Here is a 24,973-nt window from a genome sequence, read left to right as displayed (position 1 = left end):
ACCGAACTCTTTAGGTAAATCTCGCCAAGGGATACCTGTTCTAAGGCGGTAAAGAATACCTTCGAATGTTTGTCTATGTTCAGGTTTGTCATAAACACGGCCTGTGCTTTTCATTAAATGAAATAGCTTTTCCCAGCGTTCATCGGTTAGCATAAGTCTTGGCATGGCTTGAGGTTATGGTTACTTTTGGCGAAGCAAATTATAACGTCTTGCCATGCTGTCTAAAAATCACTCTCGAAAGATCAACAGGCCCTAGTTACTCATTAGCTTATTAATTTTTTTAACCAATATCTCGCGATTTTTAGCCAGTTTAAAAATTGTCGGCAAATGTCGAATGACTATCGGCTCAGACTCGAATACCGCATCGCGATCTTTGGCCTGAATATAATCACGGATCTGAAGCATCATCTGTTTATTAAATGCCCAAAGTGAATGACCTTTAAACTCAAGGGAATAAAATGCGTCATTGGGCCATTCAAGTCGATGTTTCTGTTTTGCCATACACTGATAACAACAAATAAGACCAAGATCTGTACCATCTGTAAAAGCACTGTTTGCCCTATGTTCCCAAGTCGAAGTACCTTGGTATTTTTCTGGCAATTTTTCCCGCCAAGAAGCATCCAATAGCGGAGGGAAAAACAGCACACCTGGCCATTTATGGGCAAACCTTTGATTAAACTGCTTGATCTCAAACTGCCTACCCTCAAATAAATGCACATCTTTTTTCTCTAAACGAAAAACATGGGCAAAGGTAAAAGTGGCGCAGCCAGTACAATGGGGGCAAGTAACCTCAACTCCGTTTGGCAGGCTAAAAAACTCATAAAATCCTGTCATTGATATGACATTCCAAATGATTTAGAGACTAATTTGGAGCTCATCAATTTTCCAACCACCTTCATTTATCATGCTAATTCTTTGTTTTTCATTCGCCTCCGATGCATTACCACAGAGATCTTTTTGTGCATATTCAAGAACGGCCGTATCCCCTTCGATCACCTGCGACACTAAGGTGAGTGCTTTGCACTTGGCAGTCGCTTTTGAAAATGAAAGATAAGATGCGATCACTTCATCGCGGGACAGCTTCATCTGCTGCATATACTGTGGGAACTTAGACTCAACATCCGCTTGCTTACGTTGGGTATAGTAAGCCTTGTCCTCTTGATAACTCATCCCCTGCTGTACCTTAGCATTGTACTCGTCATAGACTTCGCTCGGCGATTTAGGCGTTGTACAACCTATCAGCACAAGCACAGATATGGGCAGTAAGAAAATCGATTTCATCATCGAACCTCCAAAACTAGACATGTATTATCAATAAATTCCATGGTGCATTCATCTGCTTGTTGTCACTGAACGAGTGCGCCATATATGTCTACCAAATACTCCTTATTCTCTTTGAAATCAATTACCTTGGCAGAAGGTAAACCTTTACTATCAACAGGTAACAAAATCAATGAAGATAAAATGTAATGCCACCAAGATAACGTGTAAATAGTTCATCGATTACTTTAGCTTGGCAGCGTTGCTCATTCAATTGCAGCACAGTTGCTTACCTTGGCGAGTGCTAAAAATAAGTGCCATAAAACTGTGAGCATGCTCTAAATTGCTGTATTTGACAGGTCATTGTCTAATGCATTAAAAGGCACAAAGGTCTTTTTATCGAGCCAGAGAGGCGAGCGATTTTGTCCTGCAAGCTGATAAGCCCAAGTCGTAATGGCTTCAGAGCGATCACTCTCACAGACGAAATATCGACTGAGTTCAGAGTGTAACGTTTGGCCATGCTGGATAATATTTTGCTCATACCAGTTATCTTTATGGTGCTGAGCGGCAAGATGATCGCGTTTTTGATTATTACAACTGCTATGAGCGAGGACAAAATTATGGCCTAAATCATTAGGATATCTTGCCCAAGGGATAAAATGATCCACTTCGCCTGTTTCTTTTAATGATTTTTGGCAATAGAAGCATTGGCCTTTTTGGATATCAAGCAGTACAGGTCTAGCATAGGTGATCGTCTGTCTGTCGCTACCAAACAGAAACTCACTTAAATTGCCTTTACTGCCTATAATGACCTGATTTGCGGGAAACTCGGCGATTTTTTGTACCCATTGAGTACGAGCCAATGACACCACTAAATCGTGAAATCGCCTGAAGCAAAATGCGATCCCCGGATTCAACTCGATGTAATTTTTCTTTTTATCATGGGGATAAAGAAAACATTCTTCATTACGTGACAAGTTTTGTAAGCGCCATAAGGGGCCATCTTTTAACGTACCGCGCGTTTTACGCAATAAAGCTGGATAACTAAGATGCGCTTTTAACTGGGATAGACTGTTAACACCTTGATGGCGTAGTTCAATCAAACTGTTGATCAAGGCTGATTGCTTTCCACTATTTTGGATCAAGACAAAATACCCATCATTGGCACCAAAAGGCAAAGAGTGTTGCCAGTAAAGTTCAATAAACTTCTCTACCAAATCATCAATACTGATGGCGGTTTTCAGCGCAGGATCGGCATTGAGTATTAATGGCCGTTCGATACAGATATCGGCGATCGCATGCAGTAAGGCAAATTTGTAAGTTGCAACGAAATCCCCTTCAACTAACAGACGTTGTAAATAGCTAATAAATTCAACTTGTCTTCTCGCATCAATCGGCATTCAGTCGCTCCTGAATAATAACGCTTGCTTCAGGTGCATTTACGTTTGGCATCAGTTTGGGTGTAAAAACTAACGTCTGCCAATGCACTTGTGAGCGACCGAGTTTATCGGTTTCATCTTGGCTCAAATCTAAAAGTCGTAGCTGACAATCTGCAGCAAGTGTGAGCAGTTCATCGGCACTGACTGGGTGCATAACGCGCGCATCGGGGCTTGGGCCATGGCGCAAACTGATGACTAAAAGTCCAGTCGAATTGAGTAAGCGTGAGAGTGTTACTAGTGCAAGTGGGCGCTCTGAGGAAGATAAATGCATCCACACAGCGCTGAGTAAAATCAGATCAAACTGTTGCGCTAGGCCAACCACTTTTTGCAACTGAGGTAAACCATCCTCAATCCAACGCACGGGTAGCTCCCGAGTTAACACCTGCCCCATTTTCGCTAAAACAACCGCAGGTTCGACTGCAATAATTTGTGTTTCTTTGCCCTGTGTTTTTTCGGCTAAATAATGCACATCCCGCCCAGAACCTGCTCCCACATCCAATATCGACAATGTATTTTTAGTAAGTAGAGGCAAAAGATGATGCAACCAACTCGAATGCACTTCTTCAAAGGTTTTAGATAAATACTGTGCCGCGAGTATTTCGGCGTAGTCATTATAAAACACTGTGCTCACTGACAACGATCCTTTTGCAACAAGTGATTGTTTTTACAGACGCTAACTTATCACAATCGTATTTGATAAAAAATATATGTCATCATTATCATGCTGTTTTGCATAAAATATTTAGCATTATGTTGTTCGCGATCACTGTGCTGATTTCGGCTATTCGATCCAATATTCTTATTAATGCCTATGCAATCTCAGCATTTCCCCGTCGTTTTTGTCGCAGTGGTTTACACTCTATGAGTGAGTGTAAAGATAAGTGCAATTGATTGAATCTGTTACATGCTTCTCCAGAGCAATTTCTATTTCAGTGTGGGAGTAAACGGGTTTTAACGTCTTGGCGTAGCGTCTACATAGAGATTAAGACCTAGGGCTCAATTATTTAGGATATCTATTGCCTATGAGTTTTGAAGATTCGTTAGAGCAACTTAAACGACAGTTTTTACATGCACTGCCGGATAAAAAGAAACAAATCATTACCTTGTGGATTTCATTGCGTAAAAATTGGGACGCACACATGCTGTCTGCCGTGTACCGAGAGGTGCATAACTTAAAAGGGTCAAGCGAGACCTTTGGGTTGTCAGATACCAAACACATAGTCGATAAACTGGAGTTGCTGCTTAAGGGGCTGCTCAATGCGCCAGCCCCCGAACTGCCTACTATCAAAGGCTTAGATACTCTCTTCCACCAGTTGTTACAAAACAATATGCGCGGCCAACCGTCGGCGCCAGTAGTGGAGGCGCAAATGCAGCAAAGCCCCTATAAACCATCAAAGGCGCGCCATGAGCACCATATTGCCATCATAGAAGACGATGGTAATGTAGGCGCGATGATCACAAAGCAGCTGCGAGAGTTCGGTTTTAGTGTGCAGCATTTTTTGAATTTCACGAGCTTTCTGGTAGTGCAAAATAAAACGCCCTTTGATCTGATTTTATTAGATTTAATTCTACCCGATTGGACTGAAGAGGACTTGTTCGAAGCCGCCACTGAGTTTGAGAAGAACAATACCCGAGTGTTTGTTTTATCCTCGCGGGGAGATTTTGACATGCGGCTATTGGCCATTCGTGCCAATGTCAGCGAATATTTTGTCAAACCCGCTGAGAGCACTTTATTAGTGCGCAAAATCCATCAATCCCTCAAAATGTCAGAGAAACAGCCCTTGAAGGTGTTACTGGTGGATGATCAACAATCTATGGTGGATTACTTTTCAAGTCTGTTACGCAGTCACGGTTTGATGGTAAAAGGGTTATCGAGTGCCGAGCAAGTCTTGCCTGCCCTTGAGCAATTTGAGCCTGATTTGTTTATCTTCGATTTGTACATGCCCGAAGTGAACGGGCTTGAGCTGGCAAAGATGATCCGTCAATTGGACAAATACACCTCGAGCCCAATTCTCGTGTTGAGCTCTGATGATACGATGCAGAATAAAGTCAGCATCATACAAGCGGGATCAGATGACTTAATTTCAAAGCAAACCGCGCCGAGTTTATTCGTCGCGAAGGTGATTTCCCGTGCGCAACGGGGTCATGATATTCGCAGTTCGGCTAGTCGCGACAGCTTAACTGGGCTGTTAAATCATACCCAAATTCTGGTGGCTGCGAGACGCTGTTTTAACGTAGCGAAACGGATTAACTCTCAAGTTTGTATCGCTATGTTCGATTTAGATCACTTCAAAAAGGTCAACGATACTTATGGTCATTCCGGTGGTGATAAGGTGTTGTTGGCATTTGCCCACCTGTTACAACAATCCTTACGTCAAACTGACTTTACCGGCCGCTACGGTGGTGAAGAATTTATGTTAGTGCTGCCAGATATGCAAAAACCACTGGCGATTGCCAAGTTGAATGCGATCCGTGAAAGCTTTAGCCATATCGTATTTGTTGAAGATGGCGTCGAATTTAAGGTGACGCTCAGCGGCGGTTTAGCCTTTTCGGATCAATGTGAGGAATTTCAAGATTGTCTGTTACTAGCAGATAAAAACCTTTACGAAGCTAAACGTTTAGGCAGAAATCAGCTCGTGGTTTCTCCGACTGACTAGCACTAGATAGAATGAGCCACTGCAGCGCACAAATCAGTTCGGCGTAATGCTCTTCCTGCGAGACTCACGCTCTATTCATCACTTTTGAATCCCACTCAGCGTGGGCGGTCACAGTGAGCTTAAATGGTTAATGAGCTTGCTCGGCATCTGCGATAACTCCACCACATAATCTACCGCACGGCACTTTATTGCTTCTCGTGGCATGCCAAATACCACACAACTTTGTTCATCTTGGGCAAATGTAGTGACTCCTTTTTGGTGTAGCGCCACCATGCCTTCGGCGCCATCTTTGCCCATGCCAGTTAAAATCATCGCGCTGATATTGGGCGCGGCACATTGGGCCAAGGCCGTAAACATCACATCGACCGAAGGTCTGTGGCCACTGACCTTTTCATCTTGGGTTAATTTAACTTTATAACTACCACCCACTTTGATGATCTCAAGGTGATGATCGCCAGGGGCAACATAGGCATAACTGGGTAAGAGTCGTTCCCCATGCTCGGCTTCTTTGACAGTAATCCGTGACTGTCGATTTAAACGTTCCGCAAAAGTGCGGGTAAACCCCGCTGGCATATGTTGGGTGATCACTATCGGCGGCATAGCCGCAGGTAAATGTTGTAATACATAAAGAATGGCTTCAGTACCGCCAGTAGATGCGCCTATCGCGACTAAATGCTGTGTCAGGGTTGTATTGGCCAATATTGGCCGCTTACTTGAAACAGGGCGTACTGGCTCAACAAATTTCTGTGGCTTGATGATTTTGGCTTTCGCGGCAGATTTGATCTTATCTAAAATCAAATCCTGATAATCATGAATACCTTGGGGCGAGTCTAATTTCGGTTTAGGGATAAAATCCACCGCGCCTAAGGCCAAAGCGTTAAAGGTCGCATCAGCGCCCTGCTCGGTTAACGATGAAATCATCACTACCGCAGTGGGTCTGGCTTTCATCAAGCGGTCCAAAAATGTTAAACCGTCTACTTTGGGCATTTCGATGTCTAAGGTAATCACATCGGGGCGAAATTGATTCACCAGATCCTTGGCCTCAAAGGCATCAGCAGCGAGCCCAACCAGAGACAGTTCAGAGTCAGCCTCAATCATTTTACCGAGCAAGCTGCGCATCAGCGCAGAATCGTCAACAACTAACACTTTGATCGTCATAACTTAATCACCAAATAGTTCAACGTCGCCGCCCGAAGGTAAATTACGAACCCGTAAACGGTACTCACTTTCCCTGTCAAGAATTGTACTGTTATGCATGGATTTAATTTTGCGGACTTTCACTTTTCCCGAATGGGGGAAAAAATACACTTTGCGCGGATATACATCGAGTAAATCGGCTGCAACGATAGGGATATTTTCAAGATTGAGATATTCAATCACAAACTCAGCATTACGCTCACCTATGTTGTGCACAGTAAAGCTGCGTAACATATTGCCGCCCCCAAACACCTTAGCTTCGAGTGAATTGCGCTGTGCGCCAAGCTTGAGTAAGTCGTTGATTAACAACTCCATGGCATACACGCCGTAACGGGCAGAATCGGCGAGCACCCCAGTACAATTGCTATTGTCACTTGGCAATAAAAAGTGATTCATTCCGCCAATTTTGAGCTTAGGATCATACAAGCACACTGAGACGCAGGAGCCTAATACTGTCACTATCATGGTATCTTCACGGGTTGCAAAATACTCACCGGGTAATATTTTTACCGCATCGCAACCAAAATGATGATCGTGATAGCGATTCGGCTCCGCAATGGCATATTCGATATTAGGTTTTAGCACTCATGAGCCCCTTCACTGGCCGATAGGTTGTTTGACCAACGGCAGTGATGATTTGCGGGAACATATTAAAATTTTCCGAATGTCCCGCAATATAAAGCCCATCCTCGCTAAGGGAGTTCATCATGTGTTTTAATATGACTTCCTGCGTTTCTTTATCGAAATAAATCATTACATTACGGCAAAAAATCACATCGATTGGCGTTTTTAGCGGCCAAAAAGAGTCGAGCAAATTAATGCGGGTAAACTTGAGCATCTGCTTTAATTCGGGAACCACGCGCACATTGCCCAACTGTGAACCGCGTCCGCGGTGAAAAAACCGTTTCTTGCGGATATCGCTAACAGTATCGATCCTGTCTAAGGGATAAATGCCCATTTCAGCCTTTTTAAGCACGCCGCTGTCGATATCGGAAGCAATGATCTCGATAGGCGTTTTAAAACTGTTGAAATGTTCAGCGACGACAATCGCAATCGAGTAAGGTTCTTCCCCTGTGCTACTGGCCGCACACCAGATCCTGCGCGTATCAGGGTTATCGATTAAATACTGTTTTAACACCTCAAAGTGATGCGGCTCCCGAAAAAATGCTGTTTGATTAGTGGTTAACGCATTGATAAATTCTTGGTGTTCGTTTTCATGGCTTAGCAGATACTCAAAATAAGCCGAAAAACCGGCTAATTTCAATGTTCTGATCCGCCGCACTAAACGGCTATACACCATAGCATCCTTGCTATCGGCGAGTTTGATCCCCGCTAAGCGGTACAGCGTCGTCCTCGCGGTATTAAAGTGCACCGAGGTATAGGCAAACTCTCGTTCCAATGGTTTGTTTTCACTCAATTAAAATTCTTCCCATTCATCTTGATCTTGCTTAATGGGCTTCATCGCATTGGTTTTAGGTTTCTCTGTCACTCTGGCTCTTGCCATAGGTTGAAGCTGCTGTTTGATGGGTTTCATCGCCTTCGCTTTGGGCGCCGCTAATCTCGCGTTGCTGCGTCTTGGGGCTTCATCTTCATCGTCTACGCGAAAGCTGGCAACACTATCCGACAGTTGTTGTGCTTGGGATTGCATGCTTTCCGCTGCAGCGGCCGCTTCTTCAACCAAGGCGGCGTTTTGCTGCGTCATTTCATCCATTTGCACTACGGCTTTACTGATCTCATCGATACCTATGGCCTGCTCATTAGAGGCTGAAGCTATCTCCGCCATGATGTCGTTCACCCGTTTAATGGCGATGACGATTTCCTTCATGGTATCGCCGGACTTACCGACAAGGCTGTTGCCACTCTCGATTTTAGACACAGAATCTGAAATCAATGCCTTGATGTCTTTAGCGGCATTGGCCGAACGTTGGGCTAAGCTGCGCACTTCTGATGCGACCACAGCAAAGCCGCGGCCTTGCTCACCCGCCCGCGCGGCTTCTACCGCGGCATTAAGCGCTAAGATATTGGTTTGGAATGCAATACCATCGATAACACCAATGATGTCGGCAATCTTACGCGCCGATTCATTAATCGATGCCATGGTCTGTACCACTTGTTGGATAAGCTCACCACCGTCCACCGCGACTTCCGAAGCTTTGGAGGCTAAGGCATTGGCTTGACTGGCGTTATCCGCATTGAGTTTCACTGTACCTGTGAGCTCCTCCATGCTGGCCGAGGTTTGCTCTAGGCTCGAAGCTTGCTCTTCGGTGCGGCTGGATAAATCGGCGTTGCCTTGGGCTATTTCTGCCGAGGCGGTATTGATGGTATCTGCCGCTCGCTGGATATCTTGGATCATGAAGGATAGCTTTTCAGCCGTTTGATTTGAGTAATTTTTCAAATCATTAAAGGTGCCTTCATAGTCGTTATAAATGCGGGTGGTGAGATCGCCATCCGCGAGCGCCATTAGCACGCGCGCCACATCTTGTAGCCCACGGTCCGAGGTTTCAATTAACGAATTTAAGTTGTTCGCCAGCATCAGGAAGAAGCCCTGTTTGCCTTCGGTGTCCGCCCTTTGGGAGAAATCACCCGCAGCTGCGGCTGTGACAATGCGGGAAATCTCTTGCTCAGTTTGCACTTCAATGGTGCGGTCGAGCCATTCAACCACAGTCCCTAAACGCTCGCCTTCTTTAGACACTATGGGGCTAGCGGTTAAGCGAAAATGGCAACTCGCGACCTTAATAAGCGATTCATATTTACGGTCTAATTTATCGAGTAAACTTGCTTGGTGAGCAGGATTGCGGTGGAAGATATCCATCGAGCTGCCGAGGATTTTATCTACGGAAAAATGAGGTAAGGCTTGTCGTATCTCACTTTCAGAATGGCGCAACATAGTTTCGACCGAACGATTCATATAAATGATCGTACGGTTAGCATCGGCGATCATGACGTTGGTACTGGTATTATTGAGCGCTTCGAGGATGCGCTGGGTTGCTCGCTCGGCTTCGATACTTTCGGTGCGATCTATCCACTCAACACCTGTGCCTAAATGTTTATTTTCAGCGGTGATAATCGGCGTCAGAATCAACCTAAAGGTACGTTTGCCTATGGTGATTTGCGCAGTATGAGATTGGGTTAGACGTTCTAATAAATTGCGCTGATGTGCAGGATTTTTATGAAAAATGTCGATATTACTACCAATCAGTTTGGCAACAGAGAACTGAGGTAACTCTTTACGAATATCGTCCTCTGCCTCTTGCAGCAAACGGACAACGGCTTTATTCGCATAAATAATATTGCGCTGACTGTCAGCGATCATAAAGCTGTTGCCACTGTTATCAAGTAGCTGAAAATAGCGCTGACGCTCTTCATCCCTTTGCTCACGCGCCTCATCATTGCCAAAAAATTTGAAGATACTCATTATTATTACTCCTGATCAGTCAGACTATTTGCATCAATTAGACCCAGCTCATCACTGCTGATCAGAGCCTGAATATTTACTAAAATGATCATCTTATCCTCGACTGTGGCTAAGCCTTTGAGGTAGCGGCTATCGAACGCCACCCCAAATTCTGGGGCAGGTAAAATTTCCTCCGCCGACAGCTTAATCACATCGGAGACGGCATCGACCACTATGCCGACAATACGTTCAAACACATTGAGCATAATAACGATAGTGAACTCGTTATAAGTGGCTGTTCCAACAGCAAATTTCATCCGCAAATCCACTATGGGCACTATGTCACCGCGCAAATTAATCACGCCTTTTATAAAGCTGGGGGCGTTGGCGATTTTAGTGACCGACTCATAACCGCGAATTTCTTTGACGGACATAATGTCGAGGGCATAGTGCTCTTCGCCTAACATAAAGCTTAAAAACTCCACCTCATCATGGGCGTTGTATTCCACTTTGGCGGTCATAGTTGATCGACTCTCCATGGCTATTTCCTTAATTTTTAATGTGCAGAGCGAGCGATTCGACATCGAGGATCAACGCGACGCTGCCATCGCCCATGATGGTGGCGCCGGAAACACCGGGGATCCTGCGATAATGTTTTTCAAGACTTTTAATCACCACTTGCTGCTGGCCAACTAAGGCATCAACGCACAGGCCAAAGCGCTTGTGGTTGCTTTCGAGCAATACGACTATGCCCTCTTCTGGGCAGCGGGCATTGGGCTCAATTTCCATCAGCTGATAAAGATTGAGCAGAGGTAAGTACTCTTCACGTACTTTTAAGAGTCTTTCTTTGGCGAGAAATTTAAGTTGTTCCGTTTGCGGCTGAATAGATTCTATGATGTGCACTAAGGGCAGAATGTAGATCTGATTTCCCACAGAAACCGTCATACCATCGACAATGGCGAGCGTGAGTGGCAACTGGATTTCAAAGGTTGAGCCTTGGCCCTCAGTGGATTCAATATCAATGCGTCCACCTAAGGCTTCAATATTACGGCGCACCACATCCATACCGACACCGCGTCCTGACACATCTGTGACTTCCTCCGCAGTTGAAAATCCTGCGGCAAAAATCAATTGCCAGACTTGCTTGTCGCTACTGTTATCAGCCACTTGCAAACCATTTTCCCGCGCCTTTTGAATAATGCGTTCACGATTTAAGCCTGCGCCGTTATCGTGCACAGCGATAACGATATTGCCGCCCCTTTGACTGGCTTTAAGGGATAACACACCCACTTCTGATTTACCCGCTGCGAGCCGTTTTTCAGGTTTTTCGATACCGTGATCTAAACTATTGCGCACTAAGTGGGTCAGCGGATCGACGAGCTTTTCAATCATGCCCTTGTCAATTTCTGTGTTGCCACCTTCAATCACGAGATTGACGTTTTTACCCAGTTGCTCAGAAAGGTCCCTCACTAAACGGTTGAAACGGTTAAACACAAAGGATACGGGCAGCATACGCACCGACATCACTGCCTCTTGCATCTCACGGGTATTACGTTCCAATTCATTGAGTGCGGTCTTGAGTCGCTCACCTAAATCGCCCGTCATCTCGTTACCAATGAGAGTCAACATGGACTGAGTGATCACCAGCTCGCCCGCGAGATTAACCAAAGTATCTATCTTAGAGGTTTCGACCCTTAAGGTGGCATCCTGAGCCGACGCGGCTGATTTTTTAGTCGCTGTTTTCACTTCTGCGGTATTGGGCTTTGGGGCAACGGATGAGTTTGATGTTGCGTTTGAACTCAGTATTGCAGGCGAGCTTGCTTTCACAGAAGGACTCGTAGGCACGGTTGAATCAGGTGCGGTAGGCTCAGTCGCTTTGGCTTTAAATAGGGTGTTTTTGGATTGGCTACTTCCAGTTTCCTTGGCTTGATGTGCTCGAGTGGTCGCTGGCTTATAAACCTTCTGCACTAGCGGTTTCGAACTTAATAACTCGATTTCATTGGCGAAGGATTCTGGCGTTAATGCTTCAAAAAAACCAAAGCCTAACTCATCATCGTCAATTGTCACATCACACAGATCAGCATTACGCTCTTTATTATTTATCGCACTGTCAGCGCTGATGTCTTCCGCTTGATAAGCCTCATCAAAAAATCCAAAGTCTTCACCTTCGATGGCAATATCACGTGCCATTTCACCTTCAAAAAAACCAAAACCCAGATCTTCTGCCTCCACTGGTGCGGTCAGTGTTGTATTTATGATTGGAGTGCTAGCGGCGTCTGTACCATTACGTATCGCAACTGATGAACTAAAAGGCTCACCATTTAACGCTGCAACCAACTGACTTTTACTGTATTCAACCTCCTGCCAATCAATCTGCTCTTCTTCGCGGTACAAGCTCAAGATATGGGATAACGTGTCCACAGTACTCAGCAGTAAATCGATAATGGATGACGTTAATTGGAAGTTACCCTTACGCGTTTTATCCAGCAGGTTTTCCATCACATGGGTGACACTGGTTAATGCGGTAAAACCAAAAATACCACTGCCGCCTTTTATAGAATGTGCAGCACGGAAAATGGTGTTCAGTTCTTCAGGATCGGGAGAAGCAAGGTCCAATGCCAATAGCAATTGTTCCATATTTTCAAGATGTTCATGACTTTCTTCAAAAAAGACCTGATGGAACTCGGCCATATTGATGGACATAGCGCACCCCGTTGCAGTTAACCCAGCACTTTAGCCGTAATAGCCAACAACTTTTGAGGATCAAAGGGTTTTACCATCCATCCCGTCGCACCCGCGGCTTTCCCTTGGGCTTTCATGTCATCGCCCGCTTCCGTGGTGAGCATAATGATCGGCGTACGCATAAATGCCGACATAGCACGTAAGGATTTAATTAAGGTCAGCCCATCCATTCGAGGCATGTTTTGGTCAGTCAGGATAAAATCAAATCTTTGCCCATTACAGATATCGAGTGCTTCTCGACCATCTTTGGCCAGTACCACTTGATAATTAGCTGATTTAAGGGTCGCTTCGACCATTTGTCGAATCGCTGCGGAATCATCAACAATTAATATTCTTTTACTCATGCGCTATTCCATTATGACTTTAGTTATATTCCCTGGCGGTACTAATTCGTATGTCTTAGATAATGTTTTCACCAGCGATAGACCGCGCCCAGACAACTGAGGAATGTCCGCCATCAAATTTTCATCACCCTCAAAGCCTTTGCCACTGTCAGCCACGCTAATATGTAATTCATCCTGCGATGAACGCCAGATGATGCTCACTTTTACCCAATCATTTTCCGTGAGCCTATCTGCAAAACTGTCCCTAATACTATGGTACAGTTCGAAGCCTTCTGGATCATTTTTTAGTCGAGAATCTAATTTTAGTACACCATGATCAATAGCGTTGCTAAATAACTCTGCGACAACAGTAAAAACCCGTTGACAGAAATTAGTCGCAAATCCCAATATGCTGAGAAACTGATTCAATGAACTTAAATAATCAGCGCTGAGTAACATAGGCCCTGCAATACTGACATCCCAGCAGAACTCACCATCCATAATGGCTTTAATACGACTAACATCACGATCTTGATGCCAAGTGTTTAATCGTTCAAAATCTAAGGTACAAATTGTGATGTCATCGGCAATATTTTCAGCAGAACAGTACTCATGCATATTATTCTCTAAATATTTGACTAGACCACCGGACAAATGAATAAATAGATCTTTTAATTTATCAATGCCAAATGGATTGCCGTCATGGGTATATTGCTCTATTAAACCATCACTAAAAAGACAAGCATGCCCATGGGATGGTAAATCAACCGTAACAATATCCGCTATAAAAGTATGCGGAGGTAAAATACCAAGGGCCATATTTGTCGATTTAAATTTATCAATGGATTGATTACTGACTGAACGAGAATGGTCAGTTTCTTTAATATTGTGGTTTGTTAAACAGTCAATTCCCCCCGTTTGAATATACACGGGGGGCATACCACCATTCCAAATGTGTAATTTATTACGATTAAAATCGGCTTCTAAAATAATACAGGCAACAAATCTGTCTTCAGGGTTTTCTCGGTGGAGCTTAGCATTCAGTTCATAAATAAAAGTAACTAAAGAATATCCCTTTGAAACCATGGCCCTAAATGTACTGGCAACACGCATGATAGGCATGGCTGCACTCAGGCCATGACCCGTTGAATCGGCGAGAATTAAGAAGAAATTGCCATTAGGCGCTATGCCATTGAGGATAATATCACCGCTAAAATTGGCACTGGCTTGGCAGTAAGTATGTACAAAATCAAAGTCAGTATTATCAATATTGACTAAGTGCTCAAATAAATGCCGGGCCATGTGTTCTTCTCGGGCCTTTTCATAAAGCATTTTCTCAAGTTCAATTCTTTGATGCTCTACTTTATGCTGAAGTTGCACCCGGGTAAGTAAACATTCAACCTTGTACCAAAATATTTCAACATTTATCGGTTTAACAACAAAATCCAAAACCCCCATTCTAAAACAGGCTAACACGGATTGATTTTCTTTTGTCTCGCTCATGACGATAACAGGTGTTTCTTTTTTATCCTTATTCAACTTATCCAGTAACGCCAGTGCGGTACCATCCTTTAACCAATAGTTAATCAGAATTAAATCAACCGTATTTTGCGTTATTTCAAATAAACCTTCTTCTAGATTACTACAAACAATAACGTTGTAACCTTTGCTATGAATAAAGTCACTGATCCTTTGACTCGCAATAGCGTCATCATCGATAACTAAAATAAAATGTTCCGGCTGAGTAAGCGATACCATAATGAGTGTTACTCTATGATGTAGATTTTCTGCATATTGGCAATACTAAGGATTTCATTCGCCTGACCATGTGCACCTTTTACAGACGTAGAAATATGTAACTCCTGCGCCTTACGATGCAGCAGTACCATCATGCCTAAAGCAGAACTATCGAGGTAAAGCACTCGACTAAAATCTAAAATAATATGGTTAACCTCTGGAAGCGTTAAAATATCTTGATAATCACTGGTGAATTTCTTGTGGTAATAAAAGTCAAAGCGCTCTGGCAATGAAATAACTTTAATATTTGACATTTTGTTATCCCTAATTAAAAGAGTTCAATTTCACCACAGGTAATTTGATCCCTTGAAACGGGATTATGAGTCTCCTGACGTCGGCGACTCATTTGTATTGTGATGTCATCCCCCTTAATGCCAAACTCCTGTTGTGACATAGTGGTGACGCGATTGAGCGATTCTTTTAAATGGTTTAGGGACTGATTTGTGTAAATCAGGCTTTGGGAAGTAATATCACTGAACTGCAATCCCCGAATAGTATCCGAGATGGCTTGTTCTAGTTCATGTGCCGATGAATCGATACGTTCAATCACTTGAGAATCCTTCTCTGCTTTAACGATAATCTGCCTTAGTGCAGTATCTATATCCTTTTTGGCATCAATAATATAAGTCATATCTTGAGCGGCGACTTTACTTACGTGTACGGTTAATTGTTCAATCTGAATTTGAATTGATTTAAGCTGTTTTTGTATGCTTTCACTAAAACCTGCGCTACGAGTGGATAAAGCGCGCACTTCATCTGCCACAACGGCAAAGCCTCTACCCGCATCACCCGCCCGCGCCGCTTCAATTGCCGCATTTAAAGCCAGCAAATTAGTCTGGGACGAGATTTGATCTATGTCTTGCAAGGCTTTCATTGCTTGAGGCATAGACTCGTAGATGAGATTCACTTTTTCCAACAATTCCATAGTTGATGCCGACATTTCTATGGTGGATTGAATAAAGCGCTCTAACGTCATTGAGGTATTGTTGGCAAATTGCTTCATTTGATCTGAATGGAATAACTCAGCATCATCAGTGCTCTTAACGAGATCTGAAATAAATCCTGTCTGCTCCGTCATTAACCGCCCTAAACCATCGAATGACTCACCGAGCAAATTGACTGCGTCACCTTGCACCGCTAGCACACTGTCAATATTAGCCTCGCAGCCGTTAAGCGTCGTGATTGACTCTTGGTACAGACTGATATGGGCTTGCCAATCTGCGGCAAGTTGGTTATTGAAGGACTTATCATCATGCTGTTGAACTGACTGCATTTGCTGGTGCTGATAAAATTGCCACAGCAACATAATCAATACAGAAATAACCGGACCAATAGCCCACAATGTTATCAAACTCAGCGCATATCCAACGCCTGCCGCGAGCACCGCAACGACCCCATCCTTGTATGTCATATGGACTTCACAATAATTGTACAGTGATTAAAAAGTAGTTTCATATTGGGTGATTTTCAAACACGAAAGTGAAATTATTCACATTGTTACGTGTCGCAATGCGGAAAATGCAGTTATCGCGATAGAAATCCCCATCATTGAGCGCTAATTCTCAGTAAATTGGCGTAAATTCATGATTTGCTAATAAACTTGCCCTAATGGAACCTGAAACTTAACTGTGCAGTCCTCATACCCTAGGTTACACTGGAAGCGTCATGGATTGGGATGGAATCGCTTATGAGTCAACGTACATTAAACTCCTTATTTAAACCGACTTCCGTTGCCATTATTGGCGCTTCGAATACCGAGAAACGCGCGGGTAATGTGCTGATGAAAAACCTACTATCGAGTGGTTTTTCGGGGCCTATCATGCCAGTCACCCCTAAGTATCGGGCAGTGATGGGCGTGCTCGCCTATCCCAATATTGAAGCCTTACCCATCAAACCCGATTTAGCGGTTATTTGTACCCGCGCTTGCCGTGTGCCCGCCATCGTTGAAACCCTTGCGCAATTTGGCTGTAAGGTGGCCATTATTATGGCAGCGGGAATGGCACAGGAATTTAACGAAGATGGCGTGAGCCTGCTCGACCTTGCCATGCAAAATGCTAAGCGTTACGGGATGCGCATTCTGGGGCCAAATAGCTTAGGAATGCTATTACCCCCATTGGGATTAAACGCCAGCTTAGCCCACGCCAGCGCCCTACCGGGCAAAATAGCCTTTGTGTCTCAATCGGCTGCTATTTGTACAACGGTACTCGATTGGGCCAATAACAAAGGTATTGGCTTTTCCTCCTTTATCTCCCTCGGTGATGCCACCGACATTAACTTTGACGAACTGCTCGATTACCTGGGCCGCGATAGCCGCACCAGCGCCATCATGCTTTATATCGACTCGGTGAATGAGAAGCGCCATTTCCTCTCGGCTGCTCGAGCCGCTTCACGCAATAAGCCAATTCTAGTGATTAAATCGGGCCGCAGCGCCGAAGGTGCCCGCGCCGCAAAATTGCATACAGGCGGTGTTGGCGGTAATGATGCCGTGTATGAAGCGGCGTTTCGCCGTGCAGGTATGTTGCGGGTTAACGATTTAATTGAACTGTTTGCCGCGGTTGAAAGTTTAGCGCATTCCAATCCGCTGCAAGGTGAGCGCTTAGGGATTATCAGTAATGGTGGCGGTCCTGCCGTATTAGCGGTGGATGAACTCATTATGCGTGGCGGTAAACTGGCGGAGTTATCAGAAGACACCATAGCCAAATTAGAAGCTGTGTTACCGAATACTTGGTCAAGGCAAAATCCCATTGATATTATTGGTGATGCGAACGCATCACGATATGCTAAGGCTTTGACTATCCTGATGGATTCCAATGAACTTGACGCTATTTTGGTCTTGCACTCCCCTTCTGCACTCGGTGAAAGTGTTGAGATAGCTGATGCTTTGGTGAGTGTGATCCACGCGCATCCCAAAAAGAATCGCCTCAATATTTTGACGAACTGGAGCGGTGAAGACTCGGCTTATCAGGCACGAAAACGCTTCACTAAGGGCGGTATATCCACCTACCGTACACCCGAAGGTGCTGTGGGTGCCTTTATGCACATGGTTGAATACCGTCGTAACCAAAAACTGCTGCAAGAAGTGCCGCAATCGATCCCCGATAATATTCCGACAGATAGCCTTACGGCGCGCAAATTACTGCAAGCGGCTCAAGCTAAAGGAAAATCGGTACTGGAAACCCATGAGGCCAGCCCTATTTTGCGTGCTTATGGGCTTAACACTATAGACACTTGGTTTGTGAAAGATGCCGATGAAGCGGTGGCCATTGCGAATGAAGCGGGCTATCCCTTAGCGTTAAAAGTGCAATCCCCTAACATCTTGCATAAGTCCGATGTGCACGGAGTGATGCTCAATTTAACCTCGGCTGAAGATATCCGCCACGCCGCGAATGCGATTACCCAGAGGGTGCATCAAGCCAATCCCGAAGCCATTATTGAAGGCATGATAGTGCAGAAAATGGCGTTGACCGCTGGCGCGCAGGAAATCCGCGTGGCCGTAATAAGCGATCCCGTCTTTGGTCCGGCGATTTGCCTTGGCGAAGGTGGCTCAGAATGGGACCCCACCAATGATGCTGCCGTTGCCCTGCCACCCCTGAATATGGCACTGGCGCGTTATATGGTGATCCAAGCGTTAAAGACCCATAAGTTAAAGGACAGACATTTACCATTGGGTCTAGACATGAATGCCCTGTGCGTTATGTTAACGCAAATATCCCATATTATTATCGATTGCCCTGAAATCGCCTCGTTAGATTTAAACCCAGTACTGGCCGCGGGTGAAAACATCACTCTGCTCGATGTGAATATCCGTTTGCATGATGCCAATGCCGACAGTTCATCGCGGATGGCCATCATGCCCTATCCGAAGGAATTAGAAGAATTCGCCGAGCTAAAAAATGGCCTTAAGGTAATGCTAAGGCCGATTTTGCCCGAAGATGAACCTAAACATTTGGCCTTCGATAATTCGTTATCCGATGAAGACAGATACAAACGTTATTTTGGGGTGCGCTCGAAAATGACCCATGAAGAAATGGCGGTATTAACTCAAATCGATTACGCCCGTGAGATGGCCTTTATCGCCACGGCTAAGGGGCCAGATGGTGATGACATCACCTTAGGTGCCGTGCGTGCATCTATTGACCCTGATAATACCGAGGCCGAGTTTGCCATGGCAGTGCGTGGCGATCATCAAGGTATAGGGTTAGGCAAGTTGTTACTCGAAAAATTAATCAAATATTATCAGGCCAACGACACGCCCGTGCTCACCGGCTTTACCATGTTTGAGAATCGCAATATGGCCAGTCTTGCCAAGAGTCTCGGTTTTAAAGTGACCTTCGATATGGAGGAGCATTTGATCAAAATGCACATGGATTTAAAACCGCCCAGTGATCAATAGCACCTACCCAGACGAACAAAAACGCCGCAAATCATTGCGGCGTTTTGTTATCCTAAGTAAATGATTATTTAACGAAATAGCGACCGAGCTCTAATACTTAACGTCTTGAAACATCGACACTCGCACCCACATTCTCAGCCTCTAACACAGTTACGGCCTTCGGACTTAGCTTGGTACAGTGCTTTATCGGCGCGACTAAACAGCGTTTCAGCATCATCCCCCTGTTGCAATGAGGCCATCCCAATCGAGACAGTAATCGCGCCAAGGGAAAGCTTTTTGTCTTTCCCTACCGTTAAGCGTCGCTCAGAAATACGTTCACGCAGATTTTCAGCCACTTGCAATGCGTCGTGAAAATGGGTGTTAGGTAGCACCACCACAAATTCTTCGCCGCCATAACGCGCAACAAAGTCATCCCCACGCACACATTGCTTTAAGGCTAATGCGACATAGGCCAATACTTTATCGCCGGTCAAATGGCCATAGGTGTCGTTAAAGGCTTTAAAGTTATCGATATCAATCAGTAAGAGACTACAGCGGGTCTGGTGATCTTGTGAACGGTAGATTTGATCCTGAATACTCAATTCATAGGCGCGGCGATTATGCAGAGACGTTAATTGGTCTGTCATAGCCGCGAGGCTAAGATTTTCCATTTCAGATTTAAGATTTTGTACTTCTTGACCCATGGTACACAGACTTTGCTCCATCTCACGGTTGTTGATAAGTAGCATCTGCATCTCATCGACCACACCATCAACCAGCTCGTTCAAGGTATTGATATCGGGATTAGTCTGTAATCGCAAACCAAACTCGGCTAATGAGCCAGAAAATGCCGCGGTTCCTTGACTCAACTGGCTGATTTTATTCAGCAGGCTATTGATCAAGATTTGTGTTTCAATCTGAACATTTTCAATTACTTCTGGTGACTGTTCTTGGATAAAGGTTTTATAAAGACTGGTATTAACTTCCTTGGTAAAAGAGACAGAATTCGCCAAAAAACCATCAATCGCGCGATTTAAATCGAGATTTGTGCCTGCAAAATATTCATACCAAACAGTGTAATTTTCAGGAGTAACAGGAATATCGAGGGCAGACATTTGCGGCACGGCCAAACGTAAAATTTGCGCGGCAGAATCAAGTTCTTTATTTTCTGCAGTAGAAGACATAAATCGCGAACCATAGATTTGTTATGTTTTTGTATATATTAAGTTAACTCAACTGATTCGATTTGGATATGAGAGAAATCAATTATTATGACAGGGAGCAAAAGAAAAGAGGATGTTGCCATCCTCTTCCTCATCATGGTGTCGAACCAACTAGAACGAGCTAAACCTCGCGACAATTAAGTCCACAATTAACCGCGGCAGCGAGCAAAGATATCTAATTCAGGCTGATATACCTCAGTTTTGATATTCATTAGTCCCAATAGACTATCGAATAAATTGTCATGGGAAAAACCACCTTTCGCCGCATGCTCAGCCAAACAATCCATATCCAATTGATTATCTTTGCTAAAATCTTTTGACACCCAAGCAAGCATAGGAATGCTCGTCTGCTCAATCGGTGCGATACTGTAAGGCGCGCCATGTAAATACATGCCTTTTTCGCCTAAAGACTCGCCATGATCGCTCAGATACAACATGGCTGGATCAAATTTATCTTGTTGGTTTTCTAACTTTTTAACCACTTCGCTAATAATATAGTCAGTGTACAAAATACTATTGTCATAGGTATTCATCAGCTCATCTTCACTGCAGTTTTGTATATCACTGCGCTGACAATCCGGTGTGAACTTACGGTGTTCTGCTGGATAACGTAAGAAATAAGTCGGGCCATGACTACCAATAACATGCAATACAATCACAGTATCTTTGCGTTCTGCGTTGGCTAAGGCTTCATCTAATTTGTTCAGTAATACTTGGTCGAAACAATATTGGCCAGTGCACAACTTAGGATCACTGTTCAAATCAATGGTTATGTTTTCAACTTGGTCACACACCCCTTTACAGCCAGAATCATTGTCAAACCATTGAACTTTAATACCGCCATGATCCAACACATCAACGGCGGTGTCTTGAGCATAGGCACGGCGTGAATCGTAATCTTCCCGTCCCATGCGAGAAAACATGCAAGGCAAAGATACCGCCGTTGCCGTGCCACATGAATGGGTATCTTTAAAGACAATTAATCCTTGGTCTTGGGTATGGGCGTTGGTTGGCTTGTCGTAGCCATAATACTGATAACTCATTGAACGCGCGGTTTCCCCCACAACTAGGACTAATAAATTCGGTTTACCATTTGAGTTGGCACTGACATTTTTTGCATCGAGGCCAAGTTGCTGATATTCCATTGGCGTTTGCAAGTACTGCACATTGATGTACTTAGACACGGCACCGATAAAATACGTCGGCACAATATAACGTTTTAGCTCGTCGTTGTTACGGCCAAAGGCCGCGTAATCTTGAAAATAGAAGAAAGCAATAATGCCCAGTCCTGCCAACATCGCTAGCATAAAAAGCACTTTATGCAGTAATTCTTTTAGGAAAGGTTTGTACTGAATATCCGCTTTATAGATAAGGTACGCGGGTAAAATCCCAGTCAGTAACATATTCATTATCGAAGCGAAATTCACATACATGAACGCTTCGGCATGATTGGTTTGAAAAGTGTTTTCTATCATGCCGTAATCGAAGACGACATTGTATTGATAGGCAGCGAAGAACACACTCGATGATAACAAGGTGAGTAAGATGAAAAACGGTTTAACGAGATACTTCACCGTAAATAAGGAAAATATAAAACTGAGTGCAAAGGTTAAAAACAACGGCACAGTAGCGATGAAGATAGGATCTACATCAGGTTGTTTTTCAATGCCTTTCTTAATGATGCCAAACAATGGGATATTGAAAATACAGACGTAAAATAACGCTGTGATAAAAGTGAATCGATTCACCGATAGAGTCTTAAATCTTGCTAACACTGATAGCTCTCACTCAAATTAGTTGTTTGTCGAGAATAACTTAGTATTCTTAAGGTAGTCTTAGCCTTTGACAGTGAAATTTTTTCGCAATAGTAGCAAGCTCTCGGCAATGGCTCAAATTATCTGTGGGTATTGTTAACATTAAATAATAAACTTAAAAAAACGGCCGAACCTCAATAAGTTCGACCGTTTTCTGCTCCCCAACCTATTAGGGTCTTGCTCGGTTTTACCAGTGAAGAGTTAACAATTCATGCTAACCCAGCGGTAATTATCTTAATTGCTGTAATAAGTAGGCAAACGCCATTGAATTAAGTTCCGCGGCTTGATTATTATCTGCAGCGCCGGCGTGGCCACCTTCAATATTTTCGTAGTACAAGACATCAATTCCCATGTCTTTCATCTTAGCAACCATCTTACGGGCGTGACCTGGGTGAACCCTATCATCACGGGTCGATGTGGTGAAAAAGACCTTTGGATAATGCACGTCTTTATGCAGATTATGGTACGGAGAATAAGTTTTAATGTAAGCCCATTCCTCAGGAATATCCGGATTACCGTATTCGCCCATCCAGCTGGCACCGGCGAGTAACTTATTGAATCTAAACATGTCAATCAGAGGTACTTGGCACACTACAGCGTTGTACAGATCCGGTCTGCGGGTAAATGCCGCCCCCATTAACAGGCCACCGTTACTGCCTCCTTGGATGCCTAAATGTTTACTTGATGTAATTTTACGGGCAATCAAATCTTCCGCTATTGCCTCGAAATCCTCATAGGCTTTATGTCGATTTTGCTTTAACGCCGCTTGATGCCAAGCTGGGCCATATTCGCCACCGCCACGAATGTTAGATAACACATAGACGCCGCCCTGCTCTAACCAGTTCTTACCAATGGTGGCCGAATAGGATGGACGCAGTGAGACTTCAAACCCACCATAGCCATAAAGTAGCGTAGGATTAGTGCCATCTAACTTAAGATCCTTAGCCATCACCACAAAGTACGGTACTTTAGTGCCATCTTTAGACGTCGCAAAGTATTGCTCAGTTTTAAACTTATCCGCAGCAAACTGTTGCGGCATACCTTTAATTTTCTTCGGATTTAGGGTTTTTACATTAACCGTATAGAGGCTTGAAGGCTCAAGAAAACTGGTGTAATTCACGAAAAAATCATCACTGTCTTGCTCAACGTCCATTACCGTCAAGGTCCCATTCGCTTCGAATGGGACTTGGGAGCTTTGCCAAGCGCCCTTTTCGTCTTGCTCATACCGTACTAATTTGCTTTTCACGTTATCGAGCCAATTAACGAAAATCGCACTCTTACTAAAACTAAGCTGCGCTATCGATGCGGTCTGAGTCGGGCTCACAAATAAACTAAATTTGGCTTTTTGGGCGATAAGATCCGCCACATCGGCATACACGACCGCGCCTTGCTTAAAGTTACCGTCTTTATTGGTTAAATCGCTCTTTAACTCAATAAATAACTTACCTTTAAAATAACCTTTAATCTCAGCATCTTGAGGTAATGGCAACCCTATGAGTTTGCCATCTTGATAGACATATTGGCTGGCGGTATAAAAAGTATGTGCCTCGGTGACTAAACTCAGCGGCGTTTTATCATCGAATAAAACCCAGCCTGATACAGCGACAGAGGTTTTGTCACCAGTGAAAATCGGTTTCGCTTGCTCGAGTGCTGTACCACGTTGCCAGAGTTTCACCTCCCGTGGATAACCTGAGTCAGTCATGCTTTGACCATCACCAAAATCAGTACCGACAAAGGCGTGGTCTTTATCTATCCAGCTCAGACTTGATTTGGCTTCTTTCAAAAAGAATGGCTTATCTTTGGTGGCAACAAAGGATTTAGTATTTAAATTAAATTCTCGCACTTCCACCGCATCGGCACCGCCGCGGGAAAGTGAGACAAAACAGCGCTCATTTTCGGGATACTGACAGCTAATATCCTTAAATACCCAATTGACGGATTCAGCTTTACCTAGGGCATCGATATCAAGCACGGTTTCCCATTTGGGATCGGGTTTAGCATATTCTTCCATGGTAGTACGGCGGTAAATACCGCGCACATGGGTGTCATCCTTCCAAAAGTTGTATAACTTGTCGCCAATGTGGGTCGCGTAGGGAATGCGTTCTTTATCGTTCAGGATGGCGAGACTGTTCGCCACTAAGGTATCAAAACCTTTAAACGCTTTAATTTCGGCGGCAGATGCAGCATTTTGGGTTTTCACCCATTCCATCGGCTTTGCGCCTTCAACATCTTCTAACCAAATGTATTTATCTTCTTCTGCGTGAAGTTGACCGCTCATACCGAGCACTCCTGCAATGCACAAAGGCAGTAATTTATTATTCATTCTATTCCTTTTAAACAAAGTCCATCTTGAGATCTGCCCTTACATTACCTTAATTAATATCCAGTTGAACTATTAATCCAACAAGAATGTAACAAAAGGTAAGATACTGTAATAGCTGATGATTAATCTAGAATGAATCGCGTTTTTAAAAATGTCATGCTATAAAAAAACGTCCACGAGGGATAATGCCGATCAGTTAAGACAGATCGCTTGACGATCTCGCTGAAAAGATCAAAATCCGATGACCTCATGTCATCGGATTTTTTTATGCAACTCTCAGAAGCACTCGCCCGTACTCATATTACCCGCCTAACCGAATTCACCTGCTTAGCAGATGTGTTAGAACCTGAGTTAATTCAATCTTGCCTAGACTCTCAGGGCGTTGCGACGTTAAGACGGCGTAAATTGCCGATGGACGCGATGATTTGGGCC

The 24,973-nt window shown here is 44.2% G+C and carries 21 protein-coding genes; 3 read left to right on the top strand and 18 right to left on the bottom strand.

Going from position 1 to position 24,973, the window contains the following annotated elements:
- The 5 genes from L5L77_RS21100 to L5L77_RS21080 form a co-directional block, all read right to left on the bottom strand.
- Positions 1–165 (bottom strand): transposase (locus tag L5L77_RS21100; protein WP_263186707.1); only part of this gene is annotated, 165 nt, incomplete at its 3' end.
- Between the two features lie 87 nt (positions 166–252).
- Positions 253–834 (bottom strand): hypothetical protein, encoded by a 582-nt coding sequence (locus tag L5L77_RS21095; protein WP_173496903.1) that lies wholly within the window; start codon positions 832–834, stop codon positions 253–255.
- A 21-nt stretch (positions 835–855) separates the two neighbouring features.
- On the bottom strand, positions 856–1,284 hold the full coding sequence (locus L5L77_RS21090) for a hypothetical protein (RefSeq protein ID WP_263223394.1): 429 nt from the start codon (positions 1,282–1,284) through the stop codon (positions 856–858).
- Positions 1,285–1,598: 314 nt separating this feature from the next.
- Positions 1,599–2,660, bottom strand: coding sequence for an HNH endonuclease (locus L5L77_RS21085; protein WP_263186838.1), 1,062 nt, complete (start codon positions 2,658–2,660; stop codon positions 1,599–1,601).
- On the bottom strand, positions 2,650–3,330 hold the full coding sequence (locus tag L5L77_RS21080) for a class I SAM-dependent methyltransferase (protein WP_263223393.1): 681 nt from the start codon (positions 3,328–3,330) through the stop codon (positions 2,650–2,652). The genes L5L77_RS21085 and L5L77_RS21080 overlap by 11 nt, the downstream gene beginning before the upstream one ends.
- A gap of 391 nt (positions 3,331–3,721) precedes the next feature.
- Here L5L77_RS21080 and L5L77_RS21075 point away from each other — a divergent pair, with 391 nt between their 5' ends.
- Entirely contained in the window at positions 3,722–5,356 is a 1,635-nt protein-coding gene (locus L5L77_RS21075) for a diguanylate cyclase (protein ID WP_263223392.1), read from the top strand.
- 108 nt (positions 5,357–5,464) lie between these two features.
- Here L5L77_RS21075 and L5L77_RS21070 read toward each other — a convergent pair whose 3' ends face one another.
- Genes L5L77_RS21070 through L5L77_RS21025 form a run of 10 tightly spaced genes read right to left on the bottom strand, consistent with a single transcriptional unit; the run spans position 5,465 to position 16,220 of the window.
- Positions 5,465–6,514, bottom strand: coding sequence for a chemotaxis response regulator protein-glutamate methylesterase (locus tag L5L77_RS21070; protein ID WP_263223391.1), 1,050 nt, complete (start codon positions 6,512–6,514; stop codon positions 5,465–5,467).
- Positions 6,515–6,517: 3 nt separating this feature from the next.
- Positions 6,518–7,138 (bottom strand): chemoreceptor glutamine deamidase CheD, encoded by a 621-nt coding sequence (cheD, locus tag L5L77_RS21065; protein WP_105252529.1) that lies wholly within the window; start codon positions 7,136–7,138, stop codon positions 6,518–6,520.
- Positions 7,125–7,970, bottom strand: coding sequence for a CheR family methyltransferase (locus L5L77_RS21060; protein ID WP_028759906.1), 846 nt, complete (start codon positions 7,968–7,970; stop codon positions 7,125–7,127). The genes cheD and L5L77_RS21060 overlap by 14 nt, the downstream gene beginning before the upstream one ends.
- Positions 7,971–9,968 carry a methyl-accepting chemotaxis protein gene (locus L5L77_RS21055; protein WP_131524732.1) on the bottom strand — a complete coding sequence of 666 codons (1,998 nt, stop codon included), beginning with the start codon at positions 9,966–9,968 and terminating at the stop codon, positions 7,971–7,973.
- Between the two features lie 5 nt (positions 9,969–9,973).
- A complete protein-coding gene (locus L5L77_RS21050; RefSeq protein ID WP_049821692.1) occupies positions 9,974–10,486 on the bottom strand; it encodes a chemotaxis protein CheW in 513 nt (170 codons plus the stop codon).
- 10 nt (positions 10,487–10,496) lie between these two features.
- Positions 10,497–12,650: a chemotaxis protein CheA gene (locus tag L5L77_RS21045; RefSeq protein ID WP_263223390.1), complete on the bottom strand. Its 2,154-nt coding sequence runs from the start codon at positions 12,648–12,650 to the stop codon at positions 10,497–10,499.
- A 17-nt stretch (positions 12,651–12,667) separates the two neighbouring features.
- Positions 12,668–13,033 carry a response regulator gene (locus L5L77_RS21040; RefSeq protein WP_028759902.1) on the bottom strand — a complete coding sequence of 122 codons (366 nt, stop codon included), beginning with the start codon at positions 13,031–13,033 and terminating at the stop codon, positions 12,668–12,670.
- A gap of 3 nt (positions 13,034–13,036) precedes the next feature.
- Positions 13,037–14,770 carry a SpoIIE family protein phosphatase gene (locus L5L77_RS21035; RefSeq protein WP_263223389.1) on the bottom strand — a complete coding sequence of 578 codons (1,734 nt, stop codon included), beginning with the start codon at positions 14,768–14,770 and terminating at the stop codon, positions 13,037–13,039.
- 8 nt (positions 14,771–14,778) lie between these two features.
- The gene (locus tag L5L77_RS21030) at positions 14,779–15,063 is read right to left on the bottom strand and encodes an STAS domain-containing protein (RefSeq protein ID WP_028759900.1); all 285 of its coding nucleotides are present in this window, start codon (positions 15,061–15,063) and stop codon (positions 14,779–14,781) included.
- Positions 15,064–15,077: 14 nt separating this feature from the next.
- Entirely contained in the window at positions 15,078–16,220 is a 1,143-nt protein-coding gene (locus tag L5L77_RS21025) for a methyl-accepting chemotaxis protein (RefSeq protein WP_263167375.1), read from the bottom strand.
- 276 nt (positions 16,221–16,496) lie between these two features.
- On the opposite strand from L5L77_RS21025, the gene L5L77_RS21020 reads away from it, so the two are divergent.
- On the top strand, positions 16,497–19,202 hold the full coding sequence (locus L5L77_RS21020; RefSeq protein ID WP_105252534.1) for an acetate--CoA ligase family protein: 2,706 nt from the start codon (positions 16,497–16,499) through the stop codon (positions 19,200–19,202).
- A gap of 134 nt (positions 19,203–19,336) precedes the next feature.
- On the opposite strand, the gene L5L77_RS21015 is transcribed toward L5L77_RS21020, so the two are convergent.
- The 3 genes from L5L77_RS21015 to L5L77_RS21005 all read right to left on the bottom strand — a co-directional run bounded on the left by L5L77_RS21015 (position 19,337) and on the right by L5L77_RS21005 (position 24,541).
- Positions 19,337–20,365, bottom strand: coding sequence for a GGDEF domain-containing protein (locus L5L77_RS21015; protein WP_028759897.1), 1,029 nt, complete (start codon positions 20,363–20,365; stop codon positions 19,337–19,339).
- A gap of 188 nt (positions 20,366–20,553) precedes the next feature.
- The gene (locus tag L5L77_RS21010) at positions 20,554–22,179 is read right to left on the bottom strand and encodes a phosphoethanolamine transferase (protein ID WP_263191838.1); all 1,626 of its coding nucleotides are present in this window, start codon (positions 22,177–22,179) and stop codon (positions 20,554–20,556) included.
- Positions 22,180–22,447: 268 nt separating this feature from the next.
- Positions 22,448–24,541, bottom strand: coding sequence for a prolyl oligopeptidase family serine peptidase (locus L5L77_RS21005; RefSeq protein ID WP_263186789.1), 2,094 nt, complete (start codon positions 24,539–24,541; stop codon positions 22,448–22,450).
- Between the two features lie 249 nt (positions 24,542–24,790).
- On the opposite strand from L5L77_RS21005, the gene L5L77_RS21000 reads away from it, so the two are divergent.
- Positions 24,791–24,973 (top strand): transposase domain-containing protein (locus L5L77_RS21000; RefSeq protein ID WP_263140309.1); only part of this gene is annotated, 183 nt, incomplete at its 3' end.

The sequence above is a fragment of the Shewanella sp. SM29 genome (assembly GCF_025654245.1).
In the GTDB taxonomy this organism is placed as follows: domain Bacteria; phylum Pseudomonadota; class Gammaproteobacteria; order Enterobacterales; family Shewanellaceae; genus Shewanella; species Shewanella oncorhynchi.
This window is presented reverse-complemented; position numbering and strand designations above follow the sequence as displayed.

Bases quoted from the DNA above. Each gene is read 5' to 3' on its own strand.
- L5L77_RS21095 (WP_173496903.1), bottom strand. From the start codon at position 834: ATGACAGGATTTTATGAGTTTTTTAGCCTGCCAAACGGAGTTGAGGTT.
- L5L77_RS21090 (WP_263223394.1), bottom strand. From the start codon at position 1,284: ATGATGAAATCGATTTTCTTACTGCCCATATCTGTGCTTGTGCTGATA.
- L5L77_RS21085 (WP_263186838.1), bottom strand. From the start codon at position 2,660: ATGCCGATTGATGCGAGAAGACAAGTTGAATTTATTAGCTATTTACAA.
- L5L77_RS21075 (WP_263223392.1), top strand. From the start codon at position 3,722: ATGAGTTTTGAAGATTCGTTAGAGCAACTTAAACGACAGTTTTTACAT.
- L5L77_RS21070 (WP_263223391.1), bottom strand. From the start codon at position 6,514: ATGACGATCAAAGTGTTAGTTGTTGACGATTCTGCGCTGATGCGCAGC.
- L5L77_RS21055 (WP_131524732.1), bottom strand. From the start codon at position 9,968: ATGAGTATCTTCAAATTTTTTGGCAATGATGAGGCGCGTGAGCAAAGG.
- L5L77_RS21050 (WP_049821692.1), bottom strand. From the start codon at position 10,486: ATGGAGAGTCGATCAACTATGACCGCCAAAGTGGAATACAACGCCCAT.
- L5L77_RS21045 (WP_263223390.1), bottom strand. From the start codon at position 12,650: ATGTCCATCAATATGGCCGAGTTCCATCAGGTCTTTTTTGAAGAAAGT.
- L5L77_RS21040 (WP_028759902.1), bottom strand. From the start codon at position 13,033: ATGAGTAAAAGAATATTAATTGTTGATGATTCCGCAGCGATTCGACAA.
- L5L77_RS21035 (WP_263223389.1), bottom strand. From the start codon at position 14,770: ATGGTATCGCTTACTCAGCCGGAACATTTTATTTTAGTTATCGATGAT.
- L5L77_RS21030 (WP_028759900.1), bottom strand. From the start codon at position 15,063: ATGTCAAATATTAAAGTTATTTCATTGCCAGAGCGCTTTGACTTTTAT.
- L5L77_RS21025 (WP_263167375.1), bottom strand. From the start codon at position 16,220: ATGACATACAAGGATGGGGTCGTTGCGGTGCTCGCGGCAGGCGTTGGA.
- L5L77_RS21020 (WP_105252534.1), top strand. From the start codon at position 16,497: ATGAGTCAACGTACATTAAACTCCTTATTTAAACCGACTTCCGTTGCC.
- L5L77_RS21015 (WP_028759897.1), bottom strand. From the start codon at position 20,365: ATGTCTTCTACTGCAGAAAATAAAGAACTTGATTCTGCCGCGCAAATT.
- L5L77_RS21005 (WP_263186789.1), bottom strand. From the start codon at position 24,541: ATGAATAATAAATTACTGCCTTTGTGCATTGCAGGAGTGCTCGGTATG.